Source organism: Paenibacillus sp. (assembly GCF_048976745.1).
GTDB lineage: Bacteria > Bacillota > Bacilli > Paenibacillales > Paenibacillaceae > Paenibacillus.
Map to the genome: position 1 here is coordinate 152,195 of NZ_JBHGUU010000005.1, position 24,153 is coordinate 176,347.

Here is a 24,153-nt window from a genome sequence, read left to right on the forward strand (position 1 = left end):
TTATCCTGGTTACCCACAATTTTCACTGGATATGTGGATAACTATAGTCACACCTTGACAAATACATTTCCCCCTCTTCTTTGTTCCTCCATAAAAAGACAAAAGCAGACCTCTGTCGTTCAAGGCCTGCCCTTTTTTACTTCCTATATGCCATGCAAATTTACATCGAATCGCGATTGTTACTATTACTGCTACAAATGCGATCTGACAGATGATCTACGCATTAACTTGTTCATGCTGTTCGGAAGGCTCTGCCTTCAACCCCGCAGCATTGCAGGCCGCTACATAAGCCAAACCGGCAGCCATGACAATATCATTATGTGTTGCCGTTCCCCGGAACTCACGTCCTGCACGCTCCACAGTAACTACAGCCTCCGCGCTTGCCCCTTCTCCCCCACTCAAGGCATGCATCTCCATATCGACAAATGCAATATCATCCGAAATGCTCTGACCAATTGCACGAATGGTTGCATCCACGGGTCCCCCACCAACAGCGGAATAGGATTGTTCTCCAGCGCTAGTGCGAATGCGAACGGCAGCCATTCGATCCGTCATGCTGCCCGCCGTCACCTGTAATTCAACCAGCTCATAATCCTGTGCAGGAATATTCATGGTCTGGCTAACCATCTGTAATAACTGGTCGTCACTGACCACTTTTTGCTGATCTGCGGTTTCTTTGAACACCTCATACAATTGCTCCATCTGTTGCTCATCCGGCTCAAAACCGTATTTGCGAACCCGATCCTTCAGGGCGTGACGACCGGAATGTTTGCCCAGAATAATCATGCAGCGCGGGATACCCAGCGCTTCCGGGTCCATAATCTCATAGGTATTCCGATTCTTCAGCAGACCATCCTGGTGAATGCCGGATTCATGCTGGAATGCATTACGTCCCACCACCGGTTTGTTGTATGCAATCGGGAAATGCATCGCACGGCTAATCTGACGAGAAGTCTCATACAGCTGGTTCAGCTTGATGTTGCTCGTTGCCCCAATCACGTCTCCCCGGGTCTCCAGCGCCATAATCAGCTCTTCCAGTGCACAGTTCCCCGTCCGTTCTCCGATACCGTTGATCGTCACTTCAATCTGTGAAGCCCCATTGGCAATGGCAGCCAAACTATTGGCTACAGCCAGGCCCAGGTCATTGTGACAGTGCGCACTATAGCGAACCTTATCGCCGCCTCTTGCACCCTCACGTACCCGGCGGAACATCTCACCATACTCATGTGGCAGAGCATAACCCACGGTATCCGGCAGGTTGATAATGCTGGCCCCTGCTTCAATTGCAACTTCAACCATCTCGATCAGATCATCCATTTTGGTACGGGCAGCATCCATGGCTGTGAACTCCACGATGTCCGTGAACTGGCGTGCATAAGATACCATCTCACGAGCGGTAGCCACCACTTCACTGCGCGGACGGCGCAGCTGATGCTCTATATGAATATCCGAGGAAGAGATAAACAGGTGAATTCGGCGCCGAGCTGCATCCGCCGTTGCTTGAACGGCTGCATCAATATCGCCTTTGACCGCACGTGCGAATCCACAGATCTCCACGTTCTGCAACTGTCTCGAAATCGCCTGAACCGCCGCGAACTCACCTGGACTGGAGATCGGGAATCCAGGCTCAATGACGTCGATACCCAGAGAAGCCAGTTGGTGTGCCAGTTCGATCTTTTGCTCGGGTTGCAGACTCGCTCCCGGTGCCTGTTCTCCATCGCGCAGCGTTGTATCAAAAATTTCAATCATGCGTTTGTTATTAATCGTTGTCATATTCATCAACCTCCATCAAATTTTATAATCCTTTTTGTTCCGATCCACGAGGATGGAACATCTGTTGAACTCCATTACTGCTGTTATATATTTTGTTTGTAAACGCGTATGTCGTTTGAAGCTTAGTCCTTGGTGATCACTAATGCCTATTGAATGTCCAGTGCCTATACCTGTGATGTTCAATGTCATTACTCGTTCGTTGCATATCCTGCTTTACTTGTGACAGGGTGTACGTCGACTTACACCCTGTTCTTCTCACTTTTCGATCTCCATATGGTTCATTCCCATGCCCACCCTGCTGCCGGCAGCAAACACAAATAACCCGCCATCTCATATAAGAGACGGCGGGTTATTCTCCCCTCCGCGGTACCACTCTCGCTTGATGGGCCAGGCTTGCGCCGGACTCCATCCACCTCGTCGTCTCCGAAATCCACTGGATGTGTGTGCACACACAACATCACTGGAATTCGGAAAAACACCCTATAACGCGGGTTAACCGTTGCTGTGTAACACATGTTGTTGTCCATTTTAGGACAACTGGGCGATTGATATCGTCCCCACGCTTCCACAACTCCGTTCCCGGGCGAGATTCGAATGACTCAAGCCACTGCGTCGCACCACCCCGCAGCTCTCTGAGCGCTTTATCATTCTACTGCTCCCGTTCATCACATTTATCATATGACCTAATTACATTCATCCTTATTTTAAAAATCAAAAAAAGCCTGCCACCTCATGCATTAATGCAAGAGACGACAGGCTGTTCACCTTCGCGGTACCACTCTTGTTGACTTCCTTCCTGTTCATTCAAGACAACCCCTGGATGCTTTCGTACATCCGGATCACTTGAAGCAGCCTGAAAGCCCCCTCAGTTATTGTCGGCCAATCCTAGTCATAACGATCCATCCGACAACGGCCCATTCACGGAGGCAACCCGTAACCATGTACTTTGGGCCATAATCGGCCTTCGGATTCTCCCGGGGAGTCACCGTGTTCCATCGTTCCGCTTCCAGGTGAGTTTCAGGTTTCCTTCGACTGCGTTGCACCATACCGCAGCTCTCTATGACCGGGATTGACCTTACTGTTCCTGTTCATCGCGTTTATCCATTCAGGAAGATAACTTCCTGTTTAAATTTGTAACTAATATACATTCTTCACATCCAGGCTGTCAACTCTTAATCTCAAACTGCCTGTTTATAGGGAGTGGACGGACCATTCCTCCAGGGAAAGTCCAGGATCAGCTTTGGCATCAAATTCAGCCATTTCTCCCCGCTGCCATTTCAGATACGCAGCCGCTCCAATCATGGCCGCATTATCCGTACAATATTCCATTGGCGGGATTAACAGTTCAAGCCCTTCCTTCGCGCAACGCTCCTGTAGCGCTGAACGCAATCCCCGGTTTGCGGCAACACCACCGCACAACAGCAATTGTTTTGAACCATACTCACGGACTGCTCTTACAGCTTTCTCCACCAGCACTTCTACGACAGCTTCCTGGAAACCACGTGCAACCGCAGATGGCTCCAAGGTTTCTCCACGCATTTTAGCCTGATTGAGCACATTCAGTACAGCAGACTTCAGACCACTGAGACTGAAATCATACGAACCTGCTTCCAGCCATACCCGTGGTAGTGGCACCACGTTCTCCGCTTCAGACGCCATCCGGTCCACATGCGGACCTCCCGGATAAGGACAGCCCAATGCACGCGCTACTTTGTCATACGCCTCACCTACGGCATCATCTCGCGTACGGCCAATCAGTTTGAACTTGCCCTCGGATTCCATATGCACGAGTTCTGTATGTCCACCGGATACGACTAATGCCATCGCTGGATATTGCAGTTCATGGGTAAGTCGGTTGGCATAGATATGCCCGGCAATATGATGTGTGCCAATGAGTGGTTTGCCCAGTGCCATCGCCAGCGTTTTGGCCGCAACGATTCCTACCAGCAATGCCCCTACGAGTCCCGGGCCCTGCGTCACAGCAATCGCACTCAGATCACGCGGACGAATGCCGGACTGCTCGATCGCCTGTTCCAGCATCAACGTAATGACTTCCACGTGTTTGCGCGAAGCCACTTCAGGGACTACACCACCGAACGCCTTGTGTGTCTCGATCTGACTTGAGATCAGATTGGACAGCACTTCCCGTCCGTCCTTGACTACGGCTACCGATGTTTCATCACAGCTTGTCTCCACCGCCAAAATGTAGGATGGTGCAGAATTTATTTTTTCATTAAGTTCGTTCATGAATCCAGTACGCTTCCTTCCTCTTCGCCGCTCCGGCCTGCAGACGGCAAGTTCGCCCACATAATCATCGCATCTTCCCCATTATCGGAGTAATACCCTTTACGAAGACCTGCCGATTCAAACCCTTTTTTCTGATATAAACGCTGAGCTATGCTGTTCGAAACTCTGACCTCCAGCGTCATTCGTTCCATCCCAAGATAAGCCGCTGTACTCATTAATTCATCCAGTAACTTTTCACCAAGCTTGCGTCCACGATACGCGCCTCTGACTGCAATATTGGTAATATGGGCTTCATCCATAATCGTCCACATTCCGGCATAACCAATGGCCTTGCCTTCCAATTCCATCACCATATATTTAGCAAACTGATTGTGTGTCAATTCATTTTGAAATGCTTCTTCCGTCCAGGGCAGGGTAAAGGCCTCATGTTCAATCTCCATCACATCGGGAATATCCGCGAGTGTCATGAACCTGAACTGAAGCGATGATTCCTGCTTATTATTCGCCACGTTGTCCATCTGCTTCCCCTCCCCCTTCAGCTTTTGCGCAGCAGATTGGCTTCCGCTTCAGAAAGCTGGGTGTAGTTCGGCACCAACGCATGCACGTCATCTCGCTGACCTGCAAGCAGCGCGGCGGCGCCTAGGCGCCCAACCCAGCGGCCTTCCAGCTCATAAGGTACGAGCTGGAGCGCCGTTCCTGCGGGGCAGCGAAGCTCCGCCGCTGCCGCAGCATGAGGGTCCGTCTCGCCGACGATCCAGACGGCTGCGGGCCGCTCTTCCGGCGCCGCCTCCGCCATGCGGGCGGCGAGGGATTCCAGCCATCCGTCCATCTTGCGGATGGCATCAGGCGCCAGACGCCGGGGCGCATCGCTCCCGGCGGAGGCAAACAGCGCGGTGCACGCTTGACCGCGCCTTGCATCCACGAGCGGAACGATCCAGTGGACAGGAGCAGCAGCTGTGCTGCCCTGGTCCGCGGATGGCGTTCCGCCAGCCCCTGCTGCGGCATCCTCTGCCGCAGCTTCCGCCTTGGCGGCAAGGCCGCTGTGCCAGCCGCCCCAGGCGAGGGCCTGAAGGCTGGACACCCCGGCTACGGGGATGTCCCATGCCCAGGCCAGTGTCTTCGCCGCGGTCACCGCAATGCGGATGCCCGTGTACGAGCCTGGCCCAACGCCAACGGCAATGCCATCCAGTTGGCCAGGCTGTGTGCTGCTGGCGGCCAGCAGCTGCTCCATCACCGGTACAACGTGTACCGAATGGTTGCGCTCAGCGCGTTCATTGCGTTCTTCCAGAAGCGCATGACCTTCCATCATCGCCGCTGCCATCACTGCGGTGGATGTATCCAACGCCAAAAACCGCTGACGCGGCTCTTTTTGTAAATCTTCCATCATCATTTGACCCCATTCTGTCTGAACTGTCGGCACATGGCTGCATAAGTCTCGCCGTACCCATCCAGTGTAATCGTTCGATCCTCCAGGCCCGTTGTTTCAATCTGCACATGCAAGTGCTCTTGCGGCAGCAATTCGGGAATGATACTTGACCACTCCACCAGACTGACTCCGGCTCCATAGAAATATTCATCAAGTCCAAGCTCATCCGCTTCTTCCAGCGAAATGCGATATACATCCATGTGATATAAAGGCAGGCGCCCTTCGTACTCCTTGATTAGCGTGAATGTGGGACTGCTTACCACATCACGCACACCCAAATGCCAGGCAAATTTCTGTGAAAATGCTGTTTTTCCCGCGCCCAAATCACCATCCAAAGCAATCACCATGCCGGCGTTTGCCTGTCTGGCGAGTGCGGAAGCAAGTGCTTCTGTATCTGCAATGCCATGGGATTGATACACCCACTGCTCGTGCGTCTGATTCAATATTCGCCCCACCTTTGGCGGTCCAGCCGCCTGAGTTCACTTTGAACCTTATTATATCGGTCCCTTTCTTCCCCCGCAACAACTCCTAGCCAAAACCAAAAACCGGCACCTCTCGGTACCGGCCGTGCCAAGCATATATTTCAGCTTTTATTCATTCACCGAATCCTCAATAACGATATACTACCTGGATCTATTCCTCCAAACGATCCACACGAACCGTCTGGGTATTTCCCGGCCTGCTGCCAACCTGAACGGTCGCCATGCCATTCGCTTCATCCACATTCTCGATCCAGACTGGATCTCCCTCCAGCGTAACGGCAATGGTATCCTTGGAATCATAGATCGCTTTGGCGCGCTTTGCATCCATCATCTTATTCATACTCCCCTTCCGGATCATCATGTGATTCTCGAACCATGCTATCTGTTGTACTTTCACCAATATAACCGTTATCTTCCGTAACCTGCCCCCCGCCTAACCCTTCATTCACCATCCGGTCAATGTCAAGCATGAAGGACTCCCGATCAAGGGGCAATTCTTCAGAAGTGACCGCTTCCCAATTCACATCTGTTGCTGGTGTATAAAATTCTTCAGCGCTTTCGGCTTCCCCAAGAGGATACGGAGAAAATGCATGCTTGTGTGCTTCTTCCTCATCACGTCTGTTCTTCAATATTGCACCTCCCGGCATATGTTCTGCGAGAATAACTATCTATCCCATGCCCATCTTCCTCTCGGAATTCAAGCATGTTTCTGTTATCATCCCCGAGTCTCGCCGAACCATACGAATTCGTTCGTCCATAAGACGATTATCCCCTGCGCCAGATGCCCATACTATTGAATATACATCCGTGTTCAAAAAGTCCGGTTTTCAGTACCAAGAGGATTTTTGAACAACCTCTAAAAAGAATTTTCGAAAGGAGCCGATCTATGCATACCGTCTGGAAAGGTGCAATCAGTTTTGGCCTTGTGCATGTACCTGTCAAAATGTTCTCGGCTACCGAAGACAAAGACATCTCCATGCGTTATATCCATAAAGTCTGCGGCAGCCCGCTCGCTTATGTTCGTCAATGTCCATCCTGTGAAGTGGACGTCAAGTGGGAAGAGATCACCAAAGGCTATGAATATGAAAAGGGAAAGTTCGTACTCTTCGAGAAAGATGAATTGGAAGCATTGAATGATTCCACCGGCAAAACCATCACCATACTGGATTTTGTTGATTTGACTGAGATTGATCCGATTTATTTTCAGAAAACGTATTACCTTTCGCCCGATCAGGCTGGAGGGAATGCCTACCAGCTGTTGATGAACGCGATGCGGGATACCGGCAAAATTGGAATCGCCAAAATCTCCATCCGCTCCAAGAGCAGCCTGGCTGCCATACGCGTGCTGGAAGATTGCCTCTCCATGGAGACGATTTTCTATCCGGACGAGATTCGTCCTGTCTCCCAAGTGCCCAACTTGCCGGAAGTGCAAAACGTGAATGAGAAGGAACTTACGATGGCCAAGCTATTGATTGATCAATTGTCCACACCTTTTGAGCCGAGCAAATACACCGATGACTACCGCAGCAAATTGCTGGATCTCATTCAGCACAAAGTGGCAGGCGAAGAAATCAAGATTGCTCCAGCCAAACCTGAAGCCAATGTAATGGACTTGATGGCTGCCCTGCAGGCAAGTATCGAGGCCGTGAAACCTATTCCGGCTGACCCTGGGACAACAACGGCCAAGCCGAAGAAACGTGCACCGAGAAAAACGCCTGCTCAAGCGGTTGCCGGAGGAGAATCCGATACACCTGCACCAGCCAAAAGAAAAAAGGCGACACCCAAACCAAAAGTTTGAATGTCGCTATGGCTAAGACAAGACCAATTCCGTTATATACCCATGTCATGATGTTTACTCCCAATCCGGCTTCACAGTCGGATTTTTTTGTTTTACAGAACTTTGGAAACAGTTTTGTCAATAAAACTCCAGCTATAATTGCAAAATACATTTGACGAAAGTTGATTTATATTTTATATTAACTTATGAAAAGTAACTTATTTATGAATATACAGTCACCTTGCACTTCTGCTTCAACCTCATGCAATTCAATAATCCGTTTTCAACGCATATACACAATCAAACGAGAACCCATATCATCTATTATCAGGAGGAAACAATTATGAATACAACGTATCAGATCCCTGCTACAACCCATCTGGGAGAAGTGAGTCTCCGAATTATGAACCTGGACCGTTCGATTAAGTTCTATACCGATGTGGTTGGATTGAAATTACTGGAGCGGAGTGGCAAAGTGGCTACGTTGACAGCCGACGGGAAACAGTCCCTGCTGCGATTGGAAGAGCTGACGGATGGAATTACCCTGCCGGAACGCTCACACGCTGGCTTGTATCATTTCGCCATCCTGCTGCCTGACCGTAAGTCCCTGGGTCTTGCTCTTCGTAATCTGGCAGCATCCGGTATCGATATCGGCCAAGGCGATCACTTGGTCAGCGAAGCCTTCTATATCTCCGATCCCGATCAGAACGGAATTGAGATCTATGCTGACCGTGCACGTGATACCTGGAAACGGGATAGTGACAATAACTACGTGATGGCAAGTGATCCGGTTGATGTGGAAAGCCTGTTTGCCATATCGGAGAATGAACCTTGGCAGGGTCTTCCTGCTGGCACCGTTATTGGTCACGTACATTTCCACGTCCGCAGCCTGGAAGAAGCCCGCAACTTCTACACCGGCATACTCGGTTTTGATATCGTCGGTAACTTCGCCAACATGTCAGCATTATTTGTATCCGCAGGCGGTTATCATCATCATCTGGGACTCAATATCTGGGCAGGAGTGAATGCACCTGTCAATCCGGATAACGCTACAGGAATTGACTACTTCACCATTGTGTATGCTACAAAAGATAACTTGGATCAGGCACTTGAACAATTGCGTCAATCCGGTGCAGTTGTTACACAAGTCGAAGATACTTGGTTTACCGTCGATCCTCAGAATATTCGTATACGTCTGACAACTGCTAACTGATTTTGTTTGTTTAGGCGTTACAATAGATCTGCTTAACCACATTTTATTAAGCCCGTGTAACTGATTTCTCTACATCAATGAGAGATCGGCTGCATGGGCTTTTTGAGTTGGCTTTTATAAAACTGGCACAATTGGTGCATTCTAACCAGTACATAGACAAGATATGTTAAGGAGATACCTCATGATCGAAAAGGGACTTTTAACTGTTAGACAGCTCGCTTCACTCCTGTTCCTGTGCACGATTGGGGAGCAGATTCTGTTCTTCCCTTCCATGATCACATCCTACGCCCATCAGGATGCCTGGTTATCAGCCTTGTTGGGAGTTGCAGGGGGCCTTGGCATACTACTCATTATGCTTTTTGCCTACAAACTGCATCCTCGGTTGAATCTAATTCAAAACGCCCTTCAGACATTGGGACCCTGGATCGGGACCTTGTTTGGGTCTTTTTATATTTTTTATTTCCTGATCAGCACCTCAACGTTCATTAGGGAGATTGGCGATTTTATGTCTACCCAGATCTTGCCGGAATCCCCATTACTGATTCTGCATTTGGTTTTCATGTGTGCGCTTGTGTGGGGGCTTCTGTCGGGTCTGGAGAGCATGGGCAGAAGTGCTGAGGTCTTTCTCCCTCTGATCGTGTTATTTCTGCTTATTCTGACGGGGTGTCTAATCCCCCATATACAATTAGCTAACATCCAACCTGTACTAGCGCAGGGGTTTCTCGATCCGCTTAAAGGTTTTTTCGCTGTACTCACATATCCCTACTGTGAACTATGTATCTTCATGATGCTCTTCCCCTACACCAAAAATGAGCCGCATCTGGAAAAAGACATTCTGTTAGCAGGTATGATTGGGGGATTGTTACTCACAATGACGCTAAGTATGTGTCTGCTCGTCATGGGACCATCGATGACCCAGCATCATTGGTTCGCCTCATTCAACCTTTCACAGAAGATCAATATCGGTAATTTTTTGCAACGCATCGAAGCCTTCATGGCATCGGTCTGGATTATCGCTGTTTTCTTCAAAGCCGCTCTGTTCTTCTACAGTTTTGTCCTGGGTCTCGCCAACCTGTGTCGCCTGTCCAGCCACCGTTCTCTGATTCTGCCGGGTTCCATGCTTATTCTTGCCATGTCTATACTCATCGCTCCGAACGAGACCTTTTATCTCAAGGTCATCATTCCCTATTGGATTGATTGGGATCTGACCTGTGGCATAGCGCTTCCGTTACTGCTCATTCTGGTGCATCATATGAAGTCCCGATTTCAAAAATATAACAAAATTCCGAATTAACCTGCATCGTCTGGTTAGGGAGAGAAAGGAGTTCCCCCATGTTCAAACCGTTGATTCCGTTTGAACCCATCTCCAGGGATACCCTGCCCACAGGACCGCAATGGATTGCCCAGGTCAAGTGGGATGGAGTCCGCATGCTTGCCTATGAGGACGGGCATGAACTGCGTTTGGTCAATCGCAGATTACATGATCGAACCGCACAGTATCCCGAGTTGGTGACACCACGCAATTTATGTTCAGGCTCCTCCTATATCCTGGATGGAGAAGTGATCGCGCTGGACCCGGACACGGGAAAACCTTCGTTTTATCATGTTCTGCGGCGGGATCGCATGAGCAGACCCGAAGGCATCGCCCAAGCCATACATCAGAATCCGGTCACGTATATGGTATTTGATATCCTCTTCTATGAAGGAAAATGGGTGACGGATAAGCCGCTGGCGGATCGACAGCGCCTGTTGCACGAGGTTCTTAACACCGCTCCCCATGTTCAGGAGGTCACCAATACACTTGATGCCGCTTCCCTGCTTACGGTCATGAGACAGCATCAGATGGAAGGCATCGTCTGTAAGGATCTCACCAGCAGTTATGGAATACAGGGTAAGGACCAGCGTTGGCAGAAGGTCAAAATCATGCATGATATATATGCCATGATCGGGGGAGTCACGTACCGGAGTGGTATTGTGAACGCCGTCGCGGTCGGTGTATACGATGGGCCTAACTTTGTCTATATTGGTCATGTTGGGACTGGCAGGCTGAACTCCGATACCTGGCGTGAACTCACCCATCAAGTTGAGCCTCTGATTAGACAGGACAGACCGTTCCATAATGTACCGGAACGCAGTGCGGAAACCACCTGGGTGGAACCACGAATAGGTGTCAAAGTGCAATATATGGAACTGACACACCATCGCACACTACGCCATCCCAGTATTCAGACCTTTGCAGATGTCACCCGTGAGGATTGCCTGGCGAACCAGCTCTTGAATGAATAAGTTCACAATTGATTACGTACAGGAGGTGTTCCGTATGGCCCCCAAGATCCAGGGAACCATCATCATAGAAGGCACAGAGCTGACGATCACGAATCCGGACAAGCTGTTGTGGCCGGAAGCGGGTGTCACCAAAGCCATCTATCTGCAAAAGCTGGCCGCTCTGGCTCCGTATCTGCTCACATATACAAGCAATCGACTACTCACCACCATAAGGTACCCCCACGGGGCTGGAGGGACATTTTTTTATCAAAAGAATGCCCCTGAACCTGTCCCGGATTATGTTCGGACTGAGTTACATGATGGCATCCGTTATGTCGTTATGAGCGGACTCCCTGAATTGTTGTGGCTTGGCAATCTGGCTGCCCTTGAATTTCACCCTTCTCTTCACGCTGTGGGAAGCCATCTACCCTGTGAATGGATGATTGATCTGGACCCTTCTCAGGAACATGAGCCCCGGATCATGCAGGCTGCGTTCATCGTTGGCGAAACCCTGACTTCGCTTGGTCTGAGGTCCATCCCCAAAACTTCAGGGGCAACAGGAGTTCAGATTATTGTTCCGATCATTCAAGGTGTAACCTTTGATGAACTGCGGGATATCGGTTATTTTGTTGGCAAATATGTCACTCAGAAGCATCCGGATCTATTCACACTGGAACGACTTAAAAAGGACCGTGGAGACCGTATTTATTTTGACTATCTTCAGCATTATGGAGGCAAGACCCTTGCCGCTCCCTATACACCACGTGCCAAAGCAGGAGCCACTGTCTCCACGCCACTTACCTGGGATGAGGTTAGAAGCAACGTCTCCATCCAGGATTACCATCTGATGAACATTATTGAACGCTTGAACCAAACCGGCGATTTAATTGCAGCTGTTGACCCCCAACCGGTAGAGCTCATTCTCAAACATTTGAAGAAAAAATAGCCGACTCCCTCATCACAAGGGTGTCGGCTATTATCATTCATGCGTATATATAAATCGCTAATGGATACCTTTTTTCTTGAAACGTCCGCCCTTCACGTCATGAATGTTACCGATCGCCACAAAGGCTTGCGGGTCCCAATCTTCAACGATGGTCTTCAGCTTCGCTTCTTCCAAACGGGTGATGACCACAAAGATGATCTTTTTCTCGTCCCCGCTGAATCCGCCCTCTCCATCCAGGAAAGTTACACCGCGCCCAAGACGGTCTGTCAGGGCTGAACCGATATCACGATATTTCTCACTAATGATCCATACCGATTTGGACTGATCAAGCCCTTCATTCACAATATCAATCATCTTCATTGCAATATAATAAGCAATCATGGAATACAGGGCATTTGGCCAACCAAATACAAAGCCTGCACCTGCGAAAATAAATACGTTAATGAACAATACAATCTGTCCTACAGACAATGGTGACTTCTCACTAAGCAGGATGGCCACAATCTCCGTACCGTCCAGTGAACCGCCAGACCGAATGACAAGTCCAACACCCACACCCAGGATCAATCCGCCAAATACAGCTCCGAGCAAAGGCTCCCCTGGTGTTAATGCAGGAACATGGTGCAATAACGAAGTCCCGATGGACATGACGACGATCCCCAGCAACGTGGATAACGCAAATGTTTTACCAATCTGCTTGTAACCCAGAATCAGGAAAGGCAAGTTGAGCAAGGTCAGGAATACGCCGAGTGGCAGATGTGTAAGTTCCGACACCATAATTGAAATCCCCGTAATCCCACCATCAATAACACCATTCGGTACGAGAAACACTTCAAGCGATACAGCCATTAGTGCAGCACCGATCAGGATCATCACAATACGTTGCAGCAGTTTTAATGTAAACACCGAGCTTTTGACCCCGCGGTCAGCTTGCTTGGCTGTTAGTTCTTTCACCGTTACATTGGACATGGTATCCCCCCCGTTAAATCAGTGTGTGAATCCATTTTATAAATCATTTAAATACTCAGGGTGAATCTACATATGGAAAACAGCAAACTGCGTTCTATATGTACCCTGGCTATACAGCGCAAGCATCTAAAGGCGATATAAAATGGATTCAAAATGTTATTCATCCCGGTTTGCACTTTCAAAAGAGAGCAAAAGGGAGCCTGTTTTCCCGCAGACTCCCTCCTTCGCCAAGACATGATTTATATATCTATTATATCATAAAAGATCAAATTTGCGCAAAATACTTAGCAAAAAGAAGATAAATTCACAAAAAGTGAACTTATCTTCAGAAATCTGCCCTAAATCGGCTAAAGAAGCGGAGAAAGCATCCGAGAAAGCATTTCTGCGCCTTTTTGCCATCGTGAACGCTTCTGAAATACCTTTCCTTCGATCTGACTACATTCCCCGAGATCACGTTCAAAGTCAGTGATCAAACGCTGAATCGCGGAGGACTCGAACAGGACAGCCGTCAACTCGAAATTGCAGAAAAAACTGCGCATATCCATGTTGGCTGTTCCAACTGTAGCGAGCAACTCATCTACAATCATCACTTTGGCATGTACAAACCCTTTACGATATTGGAAGAACTGCACACCTGCTCGCAACAGTTCCTCCACATATGAAAGTGACGCCAGATGCACAAGCCTTGAATCGGATTGATACGGAATGATAATTCTTACATCGACGCCACTGACAGCTGCTGTTTTGAGTGCCTCATACAGTGCAGGATCAGGTATAAAATAAGGTGTGGTAATGTAAATCCGTTCACAAGCTACCGAAATGGCCCCAAAACACATCTCCTGAATGGCATCCCAGTCCTGATCCGGTCCACTAGCCAGGATCTGAATTCGCTCTTCCCCACTACATATATGGGGAGGAAACAAGCTTGAAAGCTGGGGTTCGGTAATGCGCTCACCAGCAGCCAATTTCCAGTCGTTAAGAAACGTACTTTGCAGAAAGTATACGGCGTCTCCCTCAATCTGCACATGTGTATCCCGCCAGAAACCCACCTCTGGATATTGTCCAAGATAATCATCACCTACGTTAATGCCGCCCACAAAACCAACCTGTCCATCCACAACAACAATTTTGCGGTGATTGCGGTAGTTTACTCTGCGGTCAATCGTAGCGATTAGCGGTGGGAGAAAATAATGGAATTCCACACCTGCCTCCTGAAGTTTGCGGATAAAGCTCCCTTTCATCTTGTGGCTGCCGAGACCGTCGCAGATGAACCGAACCTTCACACCCTCTTGCGCTTTACGAATCATGACATCCTGAAACATAGTGCTGATGACATCATCACGGAAAATGTAAAATTCCACATGCAGATGGTGCTTTGCTTTTTTCATTTCTCTCAGCATTGCCGCAAATGCCTCTTCCCCATTGGTGAGTACCGTACTGTGGTTGCAACCCGTGATCGGGCTCTCGGACAGATGGGATAACAGGTTAAACAATCGATGCTGATGGCTGAAACGATCGCCCGGCATCTGTTCGACATCTCCAATGATGTGGGCTTGTTCCCAGATCTTTTCCTTCATTTCACGGAAGATGCGAGATCCACCCTTGCGGAGTTTTTTTCGTTTGTTATAATCCTGCGCCACGAAATAATACACTACAAAACCAATCAAAGGTACGCAGAACAAAATAAACAGCCAAGCCACAGCTTTGGCTGGATTCCGAAATTCCAGCAAAAGAATCGTGGCTGCCTGAAAAATAAATACGATTAAAATAATGACCAGCCAGAACATTCGGCTTCCTCCTCAGATGACAAGCTTCATGAACTTGCCGTTCTCTCACTTACACAGCTTTGACGATTAAGCTTACAGCTAATCATAGATACCCAATGTAGCCCCTGTTCGTAACGTTTGCTTAGATAAAACTTTACATAAGCAGACAGAATACTTGATTCTGGGAATCCGAATTTTTGTGCATTGGTTGTATATTCTGACTGTGTCCCCTTCTACATATCAGATTTATCATGAAGCAGAACCGCATTGTGACGCCAATCTGCTCATTCTCACTTCCAGACTCTTCCTCTTTTCTTCATGATAAGGTGGTCTTCTTACGTAAAATTAGATATAATACTCGTTAAAAACTTATTACTTAAAGGAGAACAGTAGTGAATGGACAGTGAGAGGTATGCGTTAAATTTAATATTGGTTGCGTTTTTGATAGGACTTTCGGCGTTTTTTGTTGCAGTGGAGTTCGCTCTGGTACGGGTTCGGCCAAGTCGGATCGACCAAATGATTGCAGAAGGAAACAAGCGTGCGCTGGCTGTTAAACAAGCCGTTGCCAATCTGGACGGATATTTGTCCGCCTGCCAGCTTGGAATCACGATCACATCTCTGGGACTGGGCTGGCTGGGTGAACCAACGGTAGAGAAGATTCTCCACCCTGTGTTCGCAAGCTTGCAAATTCCTGAGGCGGTTTCTTCATTCTTATCGTTTGTTATCGCGTTTGCTTCCATCACGTATCTGCATGTTGTGGTTGGTGAACTCGCTCCAAAAACGATTGCAATCCGGAAAGCCGAGACTGTTGCACTGCTGACGTCTACACCTATCATCTGGTTTAACCGAATTATGTATCCTTTTATCTGGCTGTTAAACGGCTCAGCGAACCAACTGGTGAAACTGTTCGGAATCAAACCTGCTTCTGAACATGAAGATGCACACTCTGAAGAAGAGTTGCAGATCATTATTAATGAAAGCTTTGAAAGTGGTAAAATCAACCAAGCTGAGTTCGGTTATGTAAGCCGGATCTTTGCTTTTGATGAGATGTTAGCCAAAGAAATCATGGTACCCCGGACCGATATGGTCTGCCTTTATGTGAATAGAACAAATGAGGAAAACCTGGAGATCATTCGTGAAGAACAATATACCCGTTTTCCGGTAGTTAATGAGAGTAAAGACGATATCATCGGAATCATTAATACGAAGCAATTCTTCCTGGAACTTTACGGAAACGATGAACCTGTTGATCTGTCTTCCCTGATTCAGCCTGTATCCGCTGTTCACGAAACAACTCCTGTGAAGGACTTGCTCAAGAAAATGCAGAAGGATGGCGTACATATCGCCGTCCTTGTCGACGAATATGGCGGAACTTCCGGAATTGTAACCATTGAGGATGTGCTTGAGCAGATTGTTGGCGAGATCCGCGACGAGTTCGACGCAGACGAAGTGGAAGATATCCAAGTCATCAATGAGAATTATGTCATTATGGATGGCAAGGTTTCCTTATCGAAGGTGAACGACATGTTTATGTCCAGCCTGGATGCAGATGAGTGGGACACCATCGGTGGATGGCTCTATAGTCATCGACCCGAGATGAACGAACAGGAAGAATATGAGTTCGAGAATCTAATCTTTGTTTTGCTGGAAAAAGACAAGAATCGGTTCTACAAAGTCGCTGTTATTCCCAAGGAACCACTGACCATGTCGGATTATACCGATGAAGACGAGAAAGAGTCCAATTGGTCTAAATAAAGTAACGTTATAAGTAAAACGAGGAGCACTTGCCTATATTGGTAAGTGCTCCTCGTTTATGATTTTTTGCTCAATGTGTTACTCTTCTCCTTATTATTTTAATACCCACTTCGCAATATCATCGATAATGGCTTTGGAGACATTGGATGGCTCAGCGTACTCTTGACCAATCGAAAGTCCATCATAGCTGGATAACAGATGATTTACCTTTGGATAGCTATTGTACGTTACATTGGAATGACCTTGCAGAGCCGATTGCCAGGTTTGGAATTGATCCATGGACACTTGAACATCATTTTCACCTTGTATAATAAGCATAGGGGAATTTTGTGTTTTAGCCAGTTCTGCAGGTACATAATCTCTCTGCTCAAACCACCAATACGCAGGTTGAAGTGGAAACGCCTCAGGAAGATGATCTACAGAATATTTAGGATCTTTAACCATCGCAGCCACATTTTTATAAAAATCAGCTTGTTCTTTAATGATCTCCGTATCTAAACCTAGCCTCTCCATCCGATCTACCAATTCGTCCTGCTGCTCGGTAAGCACATCCACAAAGCTACTACTTGGTGCAGCAAGCAGAATACTTCCTGCAATATCATGTTCTTTATCCTCAGCAATGATTAAAGGCATTGCAAATCCGCCTTGACTATGTCCAGCCACAAAAATCGCTGTAGAATCAACATGTGTATTCTTTTTAAGTAATTCGACTGCATCGTTTACCTGATCTACGCTCTCTTGTTTTAATGTGAATTTTGGCTGTGAAGCCACCTTATAGGTATGCTCATACGTGACCTTATCGTATCTTAGTACAGCAACACCTTGTGAAGCCAACCCTACCGCAAGATCACGGAAAGGCTTCGCCCCACCAATGGCAGCATCTTGATTGCTAGACCCAGAACCATGTACCAGAATGACAACCGGGAAAGGTCCCTCTCCCTTGGGCAAAGTTAATGTCCCTGGTAAAGCCAAATCCCCCTGACCAACCGTAATGTCTTGTTCTGTATAGGCAGATGGGTTGTCATAGCTTGGTTTTTGATACACATCTGGCGTAGCGGCAGCAATATACAAGTCATCCACAAGTCCGTCAACATTCATTCTGACTGTAATATTTAAACGAGTAAGCGCTGTCTTAAAAGTATAGGTGACATTGCGATGCACTGTGTTATTTTCTACGTGTTTAGTTATGGCTTCACTTGTAATTTTGCCATTTTGTCCTTCTAAAGCTCCCCATAGCTGACTCAACAACGTCGGTGACAACACTCCACTCACAGAGGAATGAACATACTTGGCAGCCTCTTCGCCGTCACCCTTACTTATAAGTGAAATGAATATATCCTCAGGTGCTGATTTCAGTGTCTCGGTAAGAAATCCCCCATCCATAAAGGTAACTCCTTTCGTTAACTGAACAGGATTATCTAAGGATATGGCTTGCCCATTCACCATCGCCTGTTTCTCTCCTACCTTAACTACAATCGTAAGCTCATTTTTTCGTATTGTAATTTCACCTGTTTTTTGTTGCCAAGATACCTCTGCCCCATTCTTTTCTGCAATCTCACGAATAGGAACTGGATTTTCATGACCAGCGGATTTTTCAGCAGCTTCTGAGATGGATGTCACCGGAAGGATCAGACCTACGAACGTAAGAGAAAGTAATAACTTCTTCCAATTGTTCATTGTAATAACTCCTCCTAATCATTTTTTATGTTATGCATAGATCTATGAGCATTTATTGGCTCAGAACTCTGCTAATAACAACAATAGCCATGATGAATAACAACAGGACCCAAGATAGGGGACGAGCGAAGTTAATTGTCCAGCCTATTCCATAACGCTTTTCTACGGTAAAAGAAGGATCATTGGCATTGAAGTAAATAAAACCAAGCTTCCAATGTTCATCGTCATTCACAGGCTGCTCCTTGGATCGTTCACGATCCTCTTGATGATTCCGAATTTTCCCACCGCCTTGTCTGCCTGTGAGAGACAGCCCTACCGCGCCTAACAAGATCAGCACAGGGGTAATGAAGATAATACCTTTTAACAAGACGAGATTCGAGACGAACATATTCATCTGAATGAAGGCAAATAAAATAGTAAGAAGTAACCCCGTTATGATCGTAAATAGGGACCATTTACGGCGGAATTGAATATTTTCAGCAGCAAATTGGGCAGAGTTAGACGCGGTAAGCTGTTGTTTGCTTGTTTTGATACTCCAGTTCACCAATATCATAAGTGCAATGATGCCTAGCTGCACAAGATTAATAGCCAGTACCGAGAGGTAGGTTTTAGGCGCACTGGAAATGACATTGCCCTGAAGATCATATTTCATTGGAATGACGTTAGGGAGTGCCTTGTAATTCAGGATTGAAATGATCGCAATGGCTACGATAATAGCAATGTGAATGAGAAACCAATAGTTGGAATAGGTGAGTTTATTTTGACGGAAGGTGGTATCGATTTTAACCCGTTGAGGTGCATCTACAGTTGCAAGTGTTCCTTTTATCTTTTTCATCTTGAAATGAAATAAGATGTGTAGTGCTACCCAGTATACAATGAACAGCACTGTGCAAACACCGGTGATCATTGCGGTAGACTCTTCATTGGCAGATCGGAGTAAATACAGACAGGCAAGAATAACCATCCCGTTTCCGATCAGACTTACTATAGCAAACGTTCTCCGTAGCTTACGTAAGACGGATGTGTAGTAATTATATTGACTTACCGTAACCCCAAAGCTGATTGTTTCCCTTGTCACATAAGGTGCAAAAGATAGAAGTACGGCTAATGGAGCAAAGATTAAAATGATAGGTAATATACTAAATAGTTGCATACATAACACACTCCCTCGATTCTTTATTCTTTGTTGTAACCCATCTTCACATCATCATACATTTGGGCTAACATCGCAGATAGTTCCTCTTTGGTCATTCCGCGACAGATCGCTTCGGCAATAATCGGTCTTAATTCTCTTTGTTGCTTTTTCAAAAAATCATCCGTTAGCTCAGGCATTCCATCAGGGTTCACCACAACTCCCTTTTGTCTATGAACTAGAATGTATCCATCTTGCTTGAGTAGTGTATAAGCCTTGTTGACCGTATGAAGATTAACACCAATATCTGCGGCCAAATTCCGAACCGAAGGTAACGCCTCACCTAGCTGTAACTCGCCACTAGCAATGCCTTCAATAATTTGATAAACAAGTTGCGAATAGATGGGAAGTTCGGATTGCATATCCAGTTGAATAATCAAGGGTTCACCTTCTTTTTGTTATCTGTTATATATCAAGTATAACAGCTATAACATAAGTGAGCAATAAAAATGAAAATAAAAATAAAGCCGCACATCCATCGCGAGGGCAAACTTATCTGACCCTTCACCATGGATATGCGGCATATCCTGTTGAGCTTATCTATGTGATTCGTGAAAATGTGAGTGGTATTACATGACAGAGTGGTATTTCAGATTCCATTTAAAGTTCAGTCTTATCTTCGACAATCCGATAATGGATTTTGCGAACTATAATTTTCAGAATCATATACAGCGGAATAACGATAATCATCCCCAGGATATTTCCCAGGTCAGCACCCACCAGCAACAAGATAACGGTAGTCAGTGGATGAATATCAAGCTGCTTGCCATAGACGTAAGGTGAGATCAGGTTATCCTGAATCTGCTGTGCGATCACAATGATAACCAGGGACCAGATCGCCATCGAAGGAGATTCGATAAACGCGACTATGACAACCGGAATAGCTGCCAGCAAAGCACCCACATAAGGGATGAAGTTCAGAATAATGGATACAACCGTCAGCAGCAATGCATAAGGCAAACCTAAGAAAAGAAAACCGATGTACATCAGAATCCCCAGAGCAACATTAACAATGACCCGGCCAACAATATAGCTACTTAGTGCTTCATCGATCTCATGGACGGTTTCTTCCCCATCCTTCCGGTAATGCCTCGGCAACAATAAGGTCAGATTCGTTCCAAACTTGCTACCTTCCTTGAGCATGTAATACAGCATAATCGGGAACGTCGCCAGAATAATAACCAGATTCGATACCACGGAGAATAACCCGGAGACATAATCAGTTACCGAAGTGATCCCTTGGCTCAGAACATCGGATATTCGTGAGAATACATTGGAATCATCAGGCAGGTATCTGGAAACAAAATTGCTCTTCTCAAGTGCATTCAACTGATCACTGAGCGAAGTAACCAACGCTGGAGCATTCTCCACAAAATTCATCAGTTGCTCTCTCAATGAAGGCCATACCAGTACACTAAAACCTGCTATCATCAGTGCAGTCACGACATAAATAATCAGAACTGACAATGCACGCTTAATCTTATGCTTTTCCATATAATCAACGAGCGGTCGCAGCAGATAATAGAAGAAACCCGCAATCAGCAGCGGAATGATGATAATGTGAATTAGTGAGGTCAGGGGGCTGAAAATAAAGTTTACTTTATCCCCCAGGTACACAATGAGCAGCAACAGAATAATTGCTGTACATATGCGGTAGAACTTGTTGTTAATCAAGAAATGTGATCCCTCCATGCGCTGCTCTGCCAAAGTGACTGCGGCGTTCATATGTATATCTAGTCATTTACTTATGATACCAATTACCCTTAAATGACAGTCATGCCACAGGCGATGCTGAATATACACTTTTTTCTTCCCAAAACAACATTAGAGCAAAAAAAAGAAGCAGGCGTTAGCCTGCCACATCTCTTTTGCTGAATACCACCCAGGAAATCACCATGAAAATAACATAATACACCGCCAGGACTGCAATGGAAAAACCAAGTGTCATTCCTGCACTCGGACCACCCATGAGCGCAAAATCCGCCCCGGAGGTCATATATTTGCTAAGATCCATGTTGTTGAACAGAACATACTTGGCCCATTCATAACGGACCGGATTGAATATGAGTGAGAAGATACTTTGCGAGAACATAATGAACAAGGATAGTCCAATTGCAAGTGCGCCTGAACGAAATACGGAAGACACCATGAAGGCAATTGCAAGTGTAATGAACAGATCAACGTACAAATATCCCCATAACGTCAGTGCATTACCACTTCCCGAAGGACCATCATGCGAGAACAGCAGATAGGACATTCCTGTTGCCATTACAATGACAACCAGAGTACTCACAATACTGAAGATGATCACAGTGAGGTACTTGGAAGCCAGAATTTTGCTCCGTGACCATGGACGAATAAGCAGCAGTTTAATTGTTCCCCAAGTAAATTCTCCAGCTACCGCTTCCGCTGCAATCACAACACAGAAGATCGTATTCAGGAAAAATACAATTTGCACTGTTGTTACCGCCGCTTCCCAGAATGGAACACCTGCGGCCCCCATTCCCTCTCGCAGTAAAACTGGCATCAACAGCGAGATCAGCACCAGAATGGATAACATGATCCAGGTACGGGGACGACGGAATATTTTCATATTTTCATTCAATATCAGATTACCGAAACTACCCAATGCCTCCACCCCCAGTGACTTGCAAGAATTGTTCTTCCAGGGTATGAGTCACGTTACGAATACCGTATACCTGAAACCCTTCGCTAACCAGCTTGGCATTGATATCCGGAATCTGCTCACGAGACATCCGTGCCACCAGGACATTGCCCTGTACGGTAGCCCCCTGAATCAGGTCCGCAGCGCGTTCTGCATCATTCACTTCAAAAGCAACCTCAATTAATGCATCCGCAACCGTTTCAGCTCGAAGGTTTCTTACATCAATCAACTTGCCGTTCTGGATAATAGCCACCGTATCACACATCAGTTCCATCTCCGACAGCAAATGGCTGGAGACAAAGACCGTAATGCCTTCTTCTTGGGTGAGCTCACGCAAATAATCTCGCAGTTCCCGTATGCCCTGTGGGTCCAGTCCATTGGTTGGCTCATCCAGTACAAGCAGCTTCGGTTTATGTAATATCGCTTGCGCGACACCCAGACGCTGGCGCATACCCAGTGAGTAGGTTTTGACTTTATCGTGAATACGGGCGGTAAGCCCCACACGTTCAATCGTTTCCGCAATTCGTTCTTTGGTCACTCCAGGTGACATGCGGGCAAAGTGTACGAGATTCTGGTACCCGGTCAAAAACTTGTACATCTCCGGATTTTCCACAATGGCTCCGACCTGCGCTACCGCCTGTTCAAACTCATTCTTCACACTGTGTCCCGAGATCAAAATGTCACCTTTACTGATGGACATCAGTCCAACCATCATTCGGATCGTTGTTGTTTTCCCCGCGCCATTAGGTCCTAAAAAACCAAAAACCTGCCCCGGAGAAATATCCAGAGTCAGGTCGCTGACCAATGATCGGGAGGATATGATTTTGCTGACGCCCTGAATCCGGACGACCGGCTCCTGCTGCATTCAATCCCCTCCTTCATGGACGAGCATATACCTCATGCCCGTTTCTCATATGCACATAGTGTATCATAATCTTTAGTATATTGTCCCGCAAACTGGGATTTCCCCTGACGTTTCCCTTCAACTACACACGCTTCACAGCATCCAAGCGGCATTTCACTCCGGTAGAATCCGGTGCGAAATACGTGATTGCCTCCATTGCCCTCTTCCTTCATTTCGACAGAGCTTCTAGCGACCGACACAATCATCCCACAACTGACACAGTAAAAGCGGCCCGTTTCGATCAATGATATTCCTTCCCCTCACAAGGAGCTTAGAAGTCCTTGTTATTTGTCGTTAGACGCTGAAAATTGATACATTTTGTATCTATCTCGTAATTTACTTGACACCGGGACTATTGTCAAGGCTTTACAGGCATAAAAACAAGTAAAACACAAAAAAAGCTCCATAAATGCGACAAAAGTCTCGCATTTACAGAGCCTCATGTAAGGTAAATGATACAATTCGGTGCAACGTATGGGTTAATATCATCATATCTGAGCTCCATTCTCTTTCACAACAATGCCCACGATGCGATGCCTGATCAGTCACTATTCTCGACCTGCGAGGTATCCTCATTTTTCTGATTTGGATAATACCAGAGTAAGGTCCACTCATCGCCATCCTCTACCAGATAACAGGTCTGCACAATATCGAATTGGCCAAAGGTACCTGCGTACTTCTGGGTGACCCGGATTCGGTAGGCTTCAGAAAATGGCTTAACGCCATCGATCACGGTTACATCAAACTCGCGCTCCGGCTTTTCCATCTCCAGTTCAAAGGTTTCCACGCCAAAATGCTGCATAAATATATGCGCTCTGTTCTGTACGTAAGCACTCTTGGGAAACCGTTCTTTCATGAGGGGATGAAAGAGTTCCCACGAACTGCCGAAGTCACCCGTCTGCTCATATTTGTAAAACTCTTCGGCAACAGCAGCAGCTTCATCCGATGTATCTGCCTGAAACAGATACGGAATGGTTCTGGCAATCAACCATAACAATATTACAATGATCGCGATGAACCCGATTTTCTTGAGCAAAACATTCCGATTCCTTCTTCGCAGCATGTCTCCGCCCTCCTTGTCCTCCATCCATATCTA

The 24,153-nt window shown here is 46.9% G+C and carries 23 protein-coding genes; 6 read left to right on the forward strand and 17 right to left on the reverse strand.

The window, feature by feature from the left end; translation table 11 throughout:
- Positions 1-216: 216 nt before the first annotated feature.
- From ACE3K2_RS04460 to ACE3K2_RS04490, 7 genes are all read right to left on the reverse strand, one after another.
- Positions 217-1,773: a 2-isopropylmalate synthase gene (locus ACE3K2_RS04460; protein ID WP_421887208.1), complete on the reverse strand. Its 1,557-nt coding sequence runs from the start codon at positions 1,771-1,773 to the stop codon at positions 217-219.
- A gap of 1,191 nt (positions 1,774-2,964) precedes the next feature.
- Positions 2,965-4,020, reverse strand: a complete 1,056-nt coding sequence (tsaD, locus tag ACE3K2_RS04465) for a tRNA (adenosine(37)-N6)-threonylcarbamoyltransferase complex transferase subunit TsaD (protein ID WP_421887211.1) — start codon at positions 4,018-4,020, stop codon at positions 2,965-2,967.
- On the reverse strand, positions 4,017-4,538 hold the full coding sequence (gene rimI / locus ACE3K2_RS04470) for a ribosomal protein S18-alanine N-acetyltransferase (RefSeq protein ID WP_421887214.1): 522 nt from the start codon (positions 4,536-4,538) through the stop codon (positions 4,017-4,019). Before rimI ends, tsaD begins: the two co-directional genes overlap by 4 nt.
- A gap of 17 nt (positions 4,539-4,555) precedes the next feature.
- Positions 4,556-5,404, reverse strand: a complete 849-nt coding sequence (gene tsaB / locus ACE3K2_RS04475; RefSeq protein ID WP_421888336.1) for a tRNA (adenosine(37)-N6)-threonylcarbamoyltransferase complex dimerization subunit type 1 TsaB — start codon at positions 5,402-5,404, stop codon at positions 4,556-4,558.
- Between the two features lie 2 nt (positions 5,405-5,406).
- Positions 5,407-5,889, reverse strand: coding sequence for a tRNA (adenosine(37)-N6)-threonylcarbamoyltransferase complex ATPase subunit type 1 TsaE (gene tsaE / locus ACE3K2_RS04480; protein ID WP_017690089.1), 483 nt, complete (start codon positions 5,887-5,889; stop codon positions 5,407-5,409).
- A gap of 190 nt (positions 5,890-6,079) precedes the next feature.
- Entirely contained in the window at positions 6,080-6,256 is a 177-nt protein-coding gene (locus tag ACE3K2_RS04485) for an H-type small acid-soluble spore protein (protein WP_026081228.1), read from the reverse strand.
- 4 nt (positions 6,257-6,260) lie between these two features.
- Complete coding sequence (locus ACE3K2_RS04490; protein ID WP_338592010.1) at positions 6,261-6,557, reverse strand: hypothetical protein; 297 nt, start codon at positions 6,555-6,557, stop codon at positions 6,261-6,263.
- Between the two features lie 257 nt (positions 6,558-6,814).
- On the opposite strand from ACE3K2_RS04490, the gene ACE3K2_RS04495 reads away from it, so the two are divergent.
- The 5 genes from ACE3K2_RS04495 (at position 6,815) to ligD (ending at position 12,129) form a co-directional block, all read left to right on the forward strand.
- The gene (locus ACE3K2_RS04495; RefSeq protein ID WP_339303618.1) at positions 6,815-7,726 is read left to right on the forward strand and encodes a Ku protein; all 912 of its coding nucleotides are present in this window, start codon (positions 6,815-6,817) and stop codon (positions 7,724-7,726) included.
- 322 nt (positions 7,727-8,048) lie between these two features.
- On the forward strand, positions 8,049-8,918 hold the full coding sequence (locus ACE3K2_RS04500) for a VOC family protein (protein WP_421887218.1): 870 nt from the start codon (positions 8,049-8,051) through the stop codon (positions 8,916-8,918).
- 181 nt (positions 8,919-9,099) lie between these two features.
- The gene (locus tag ACE3K2_RS04505) at positions 9,100-10,212 is read left to right on the forward strand and encodes a GerAB/ArcD/ProY family transporter (RefSeq protein ID WP_421887221.1); all 1,113 of its coding nucleotides are present in this window, start codon (positions 9,100-9,102) and stop codon (positions 10,210-10,212) included.
- A gap of 38 nt (positions 10,213-10,250) precedes the next feature.
- Positions 10,251-11,204, forward strand: coding sequence for an RNA ligase family protein (locus tag ACE3K2_RS04510; RefSeq protein ID WP_421887224.1), 954 nt, complete (start codon positions 10,251-10,253; stop codon positions 11,202-11,204).
- Between the two features lie 34 nt (positions 11,205-11,238).
- The gene (ligD, locus tag ACE3K2_RS04515) at positions 11,239-12,129 is read left to right on the forward strand and encodes a non-homologous end-joining DNA ligase (protein ID WP_421887227.1); all 891 of its coding nucleotides are present in this window, start codon (positions 11,239-11,241) and stop codon (positions 12,127-12,129) included.
- 57 nt (positions 12,130-12,186) lie between these two features.
- Here the strand turns inward: ligD and ACE3K2_RS04520 are convergent, their stop codons facing one another.
- Positions 12,187-13,098, reverse strand: coding sequence for a YitT family protein (locus ACE3K2_RS04520; RefSeq protein WP_036668942.1), 912 nt, complete (start codon positions 13,096-13,098; stop codon positions 12,187-12,189).
- 347 nt (positions 13,099-13,445) lie between these two features.
- Positions 13,446-14,885, reverse strand: coding sequence for a cardiolipin synthase (gene cls / locus ACE3K2_RS04525; protein WP_421887230.1), 1,440 nt, complete (start codon positions 14,883-14,885; stop codon positions 13,446-13,448).
- Between the two features lie 375 nt (positions 14,886-15,260).
- Here cls and ACE3K2_RS04530 point away from each other — a divergent pair, with 375 nt between their 5' ends.
- A complete protein-coding gene (locus ACE3K2_RS04530) occupies positions 15,261-16,619 on the forward strand; it encodes a hemolysin family protein (RefSeq protein ID WP_421887233.1) in 1,359 nt (452 codons plus the stop codon).
- 93 nt (positions 16,620-16,712) lie between these two features.
- Here the strand turns inward: ACE3K2_RS04530 and ACE3K2_RS04535 are convergent, their stop codons facing one another.
- The 8 genes from ACE3K2_RS04535 to ACE3K2_RS04570 all read right to left on the reverse strand — a co-directional run bounded on the left by ACE3K2_RS04535 (position 16,713) and on the right by ACE3K2_RS04570 (position 24,120).
- Complete coding sequence (locus tag ACE3K2_RS04535; protein ID WP_421887236.1) at positions 16,713-18,296, reverse strand: alpha/beta fold hydrolase; 1,584 nt, start codon at positions 18,294-18,296, stop codon at positions 16,713-16,715.
- Positions 18,297-18,348: 52 nt separating this feature from the next.
- Positions 18,349-19,449 carry a DUF1648 domain-containing protein gene (locus ACE3K2_RS04540; RefSeq protein ID WP_421887239.1) on the reverse strand — a complete coding sequence of 367 codons (1,101 nt, stop codon included), beginning with the start codon at positions 19,447-19,449 and terminating at the stop codon, positions 18,349-18,351.
- Between the two features lie 23 nt (positions 19,450-19,472).
- Entirely contained in the window at positions 19,473-19,868 is a 396-nt protein-coding gene (locus tag ACE3K2_RS04545; protein WP_421887242.1) for a GntR family transcriptional regulator, read from the reverse strand.
- Between the two features lie 220 nt (positions 19,869-20,088).
- Complete coding sequence (locus ACE3K2_RS04550) at positions 20,089-21,162, reverse strand: AI-2E family transporter (RefSeq protein WP_421887246.1); 1,074 nt, start codon at positions 21,160-21,162, stop codon at positions 20,089-20,091.
- Positions 21,163-21,337: 175 nt separating this feature from the next.
- On the reverse strand, positions 21,338-22,117 hold the full coding sequence (locus ACE3K2_RS04555; protein WP_421887249.1) for an ABC transporter permease: 780 nt from the start codon (positions 22,115-22,117) through the stop codon (positions 21,338-21,340).
- Positions 22,110-23,018, reverse strand: coding sequence for an ABC transporter ATP-binding protein (locus ACE3K2_RS04560; RefSeq protein WP_421887252.1), 909 nt, complete (start codon positions 23,016-23,018; stop codon positions 22,110-22,112). Before ACE3K2_RS04560 ends, ACE3K2_RS04555 begins: the two co-directional genes overlap by 8 nt.
- Before the next feature lie 32 nt (positions 23,019-23,050).
- On the reverse strand, positions 23,051-23,302 hold the full coding sequence (locus ACE3K2_RS04565; protein WP_421887256.1) for a hypothetical protein: 252 nt from the start codon (positions 23,300-23,302) through the stop codon (positions 23,051-23,053).
- 296 nt (positions 23,303-23,598) lie between these two features.
- Complete coding sequence (locus tag ACE3K2_RS04570) at positions 23,599-24,120, reverse strand: hypothetical protein (RefSeq protein ID WP_421887259.1); 522 nt, start codon at positions 24,118-24,120, stop codon at positions 23,599-23,601.
- Positions 24,121-24,153: the final 33 nt, after the last annotated feature.

Excerpts from the sequence above, each read along its gene's own strand:
- ACE3K2_RS04500 (WP_421887218.1), top strand. The coding sequence starts at position 8,049 with ATGAATACAACGTATCAGATCCCTGCTACAACCCATCTGGGAGAAGTG.
- ACE3K2_RS04460 (WP_421887208.1), bottom strand. The coding sequence starts at position 1,773 with ATGACAACGATTAATAACAAACGCATGATTGAAATTTTTGATACAACG.
- ACE3K2_RS04485 (WP_026081228.1), bottom strand. The coding sequence starts at position 6,256 with ATGGATGCAAAGCGCGCCAAAGCGATCTATGATTCCAAGGATACCATT.
- cls (WP_421887230.1), bottom strand. The coding sequence starts at position 14,885 with ATGTTCTGGCTGGTCATTATTTTAATCGTATTTATTTTTCAGGCAGCC.
- ACE3K2_RS04540 (WP_421887239.1), bottom strand. The coding sequence starts at position 19,449 with ATGCAACTATTTAGTATATTACCTATCATTTTAATCTTTGCTCCATTA.
- ACE3K2_RS04530 (WP_421887233.1), top strand. The coding sequence starts at position 15,261 with ATGGACAGTGAGAGGTATGCGTTAAATTTAATATTGGTTGCGTTTTTG.
- ACE3K2_RS04520 (WP_036668942.1), bottom strand. The coding sequence starts at position 13,098 with ATGTCCAATGTAACGGTGAAAGAACTAACAGCCAAGCAAGCTGACCGC.
- tsaD (WP_421887211.1), bottom strand. The coding sequence starts at position 4,020 with ATGAACGAACTTAATGAAAAAATAAATTCTGCACCATCCTACATTTTG.
- ligD (WP_421887227.1), top strand. The coding sequence starts at position 11,239 with ATGGCCCCCAAGATCCAGGGAACCATCATCATAGAAGGCACAGAGCTG.
- ACE3K2_RS04560 (WP_421887252.1), bottom strand. The coding sequence starts at position 23,018 with ATGCAGCAGGAGCCGGTCGTCCGGATTCAGGGCGTCAGCAAAATCATA.
- ACE3K2_RS04505 (WP_421887221.1), top strand. The coding sequence starts at position 9,100 with ATGATCGAAAAGGGACTTTTAACTGTTAGACAGCTCGCTTCACTCCTG.
- ACE3K2_RS04510 (WP_421887224.1), top strand. The coding sequence starts at position 10,251 with ATGTTCAAACCGTTGATTCCGTTTGAACCCATCTCCAGGGATACCCTG.
- ACE3K2_RS04570 (WP_421887259.1), bottom strand. The coding sequence starts at position 24,120 with ATGCTGCGAAGAAGGAATCGGAATGTTTTGCTCAAGAAAATCGGGTTC.
- rimI (WP_421887214.1), bottom strand. The coding sequence starts at position 4,538 with ATGGACAACGTGGCGAATAATAAGCAGGAATCATCGCTTCAGTTCAGG.
- tsaB (WP_421888336.1), bottom strand. The coding sequence starts at position 5,404 with ATGGAAGATTTACAAAAAGAGCCGCGTCAGCGGTTTTTGGCGTTGGAT.
- ACE3K2_RS04495 (WP_339303618.1), top strand. The coding sequence starts at position 6,815 with ATGCATACCGTCTGGAAAGGTGCAATCAGTTTTGGCCTTGTGCATGTA.
- ACE3K2_RS04535 (WP_421887236.1), bottom strand. The coding sequence starts at position 18,296 with ATGAACAATTGGAAGAAGTTATTACTTTCTCTTACGTTCGTAGGTCTG.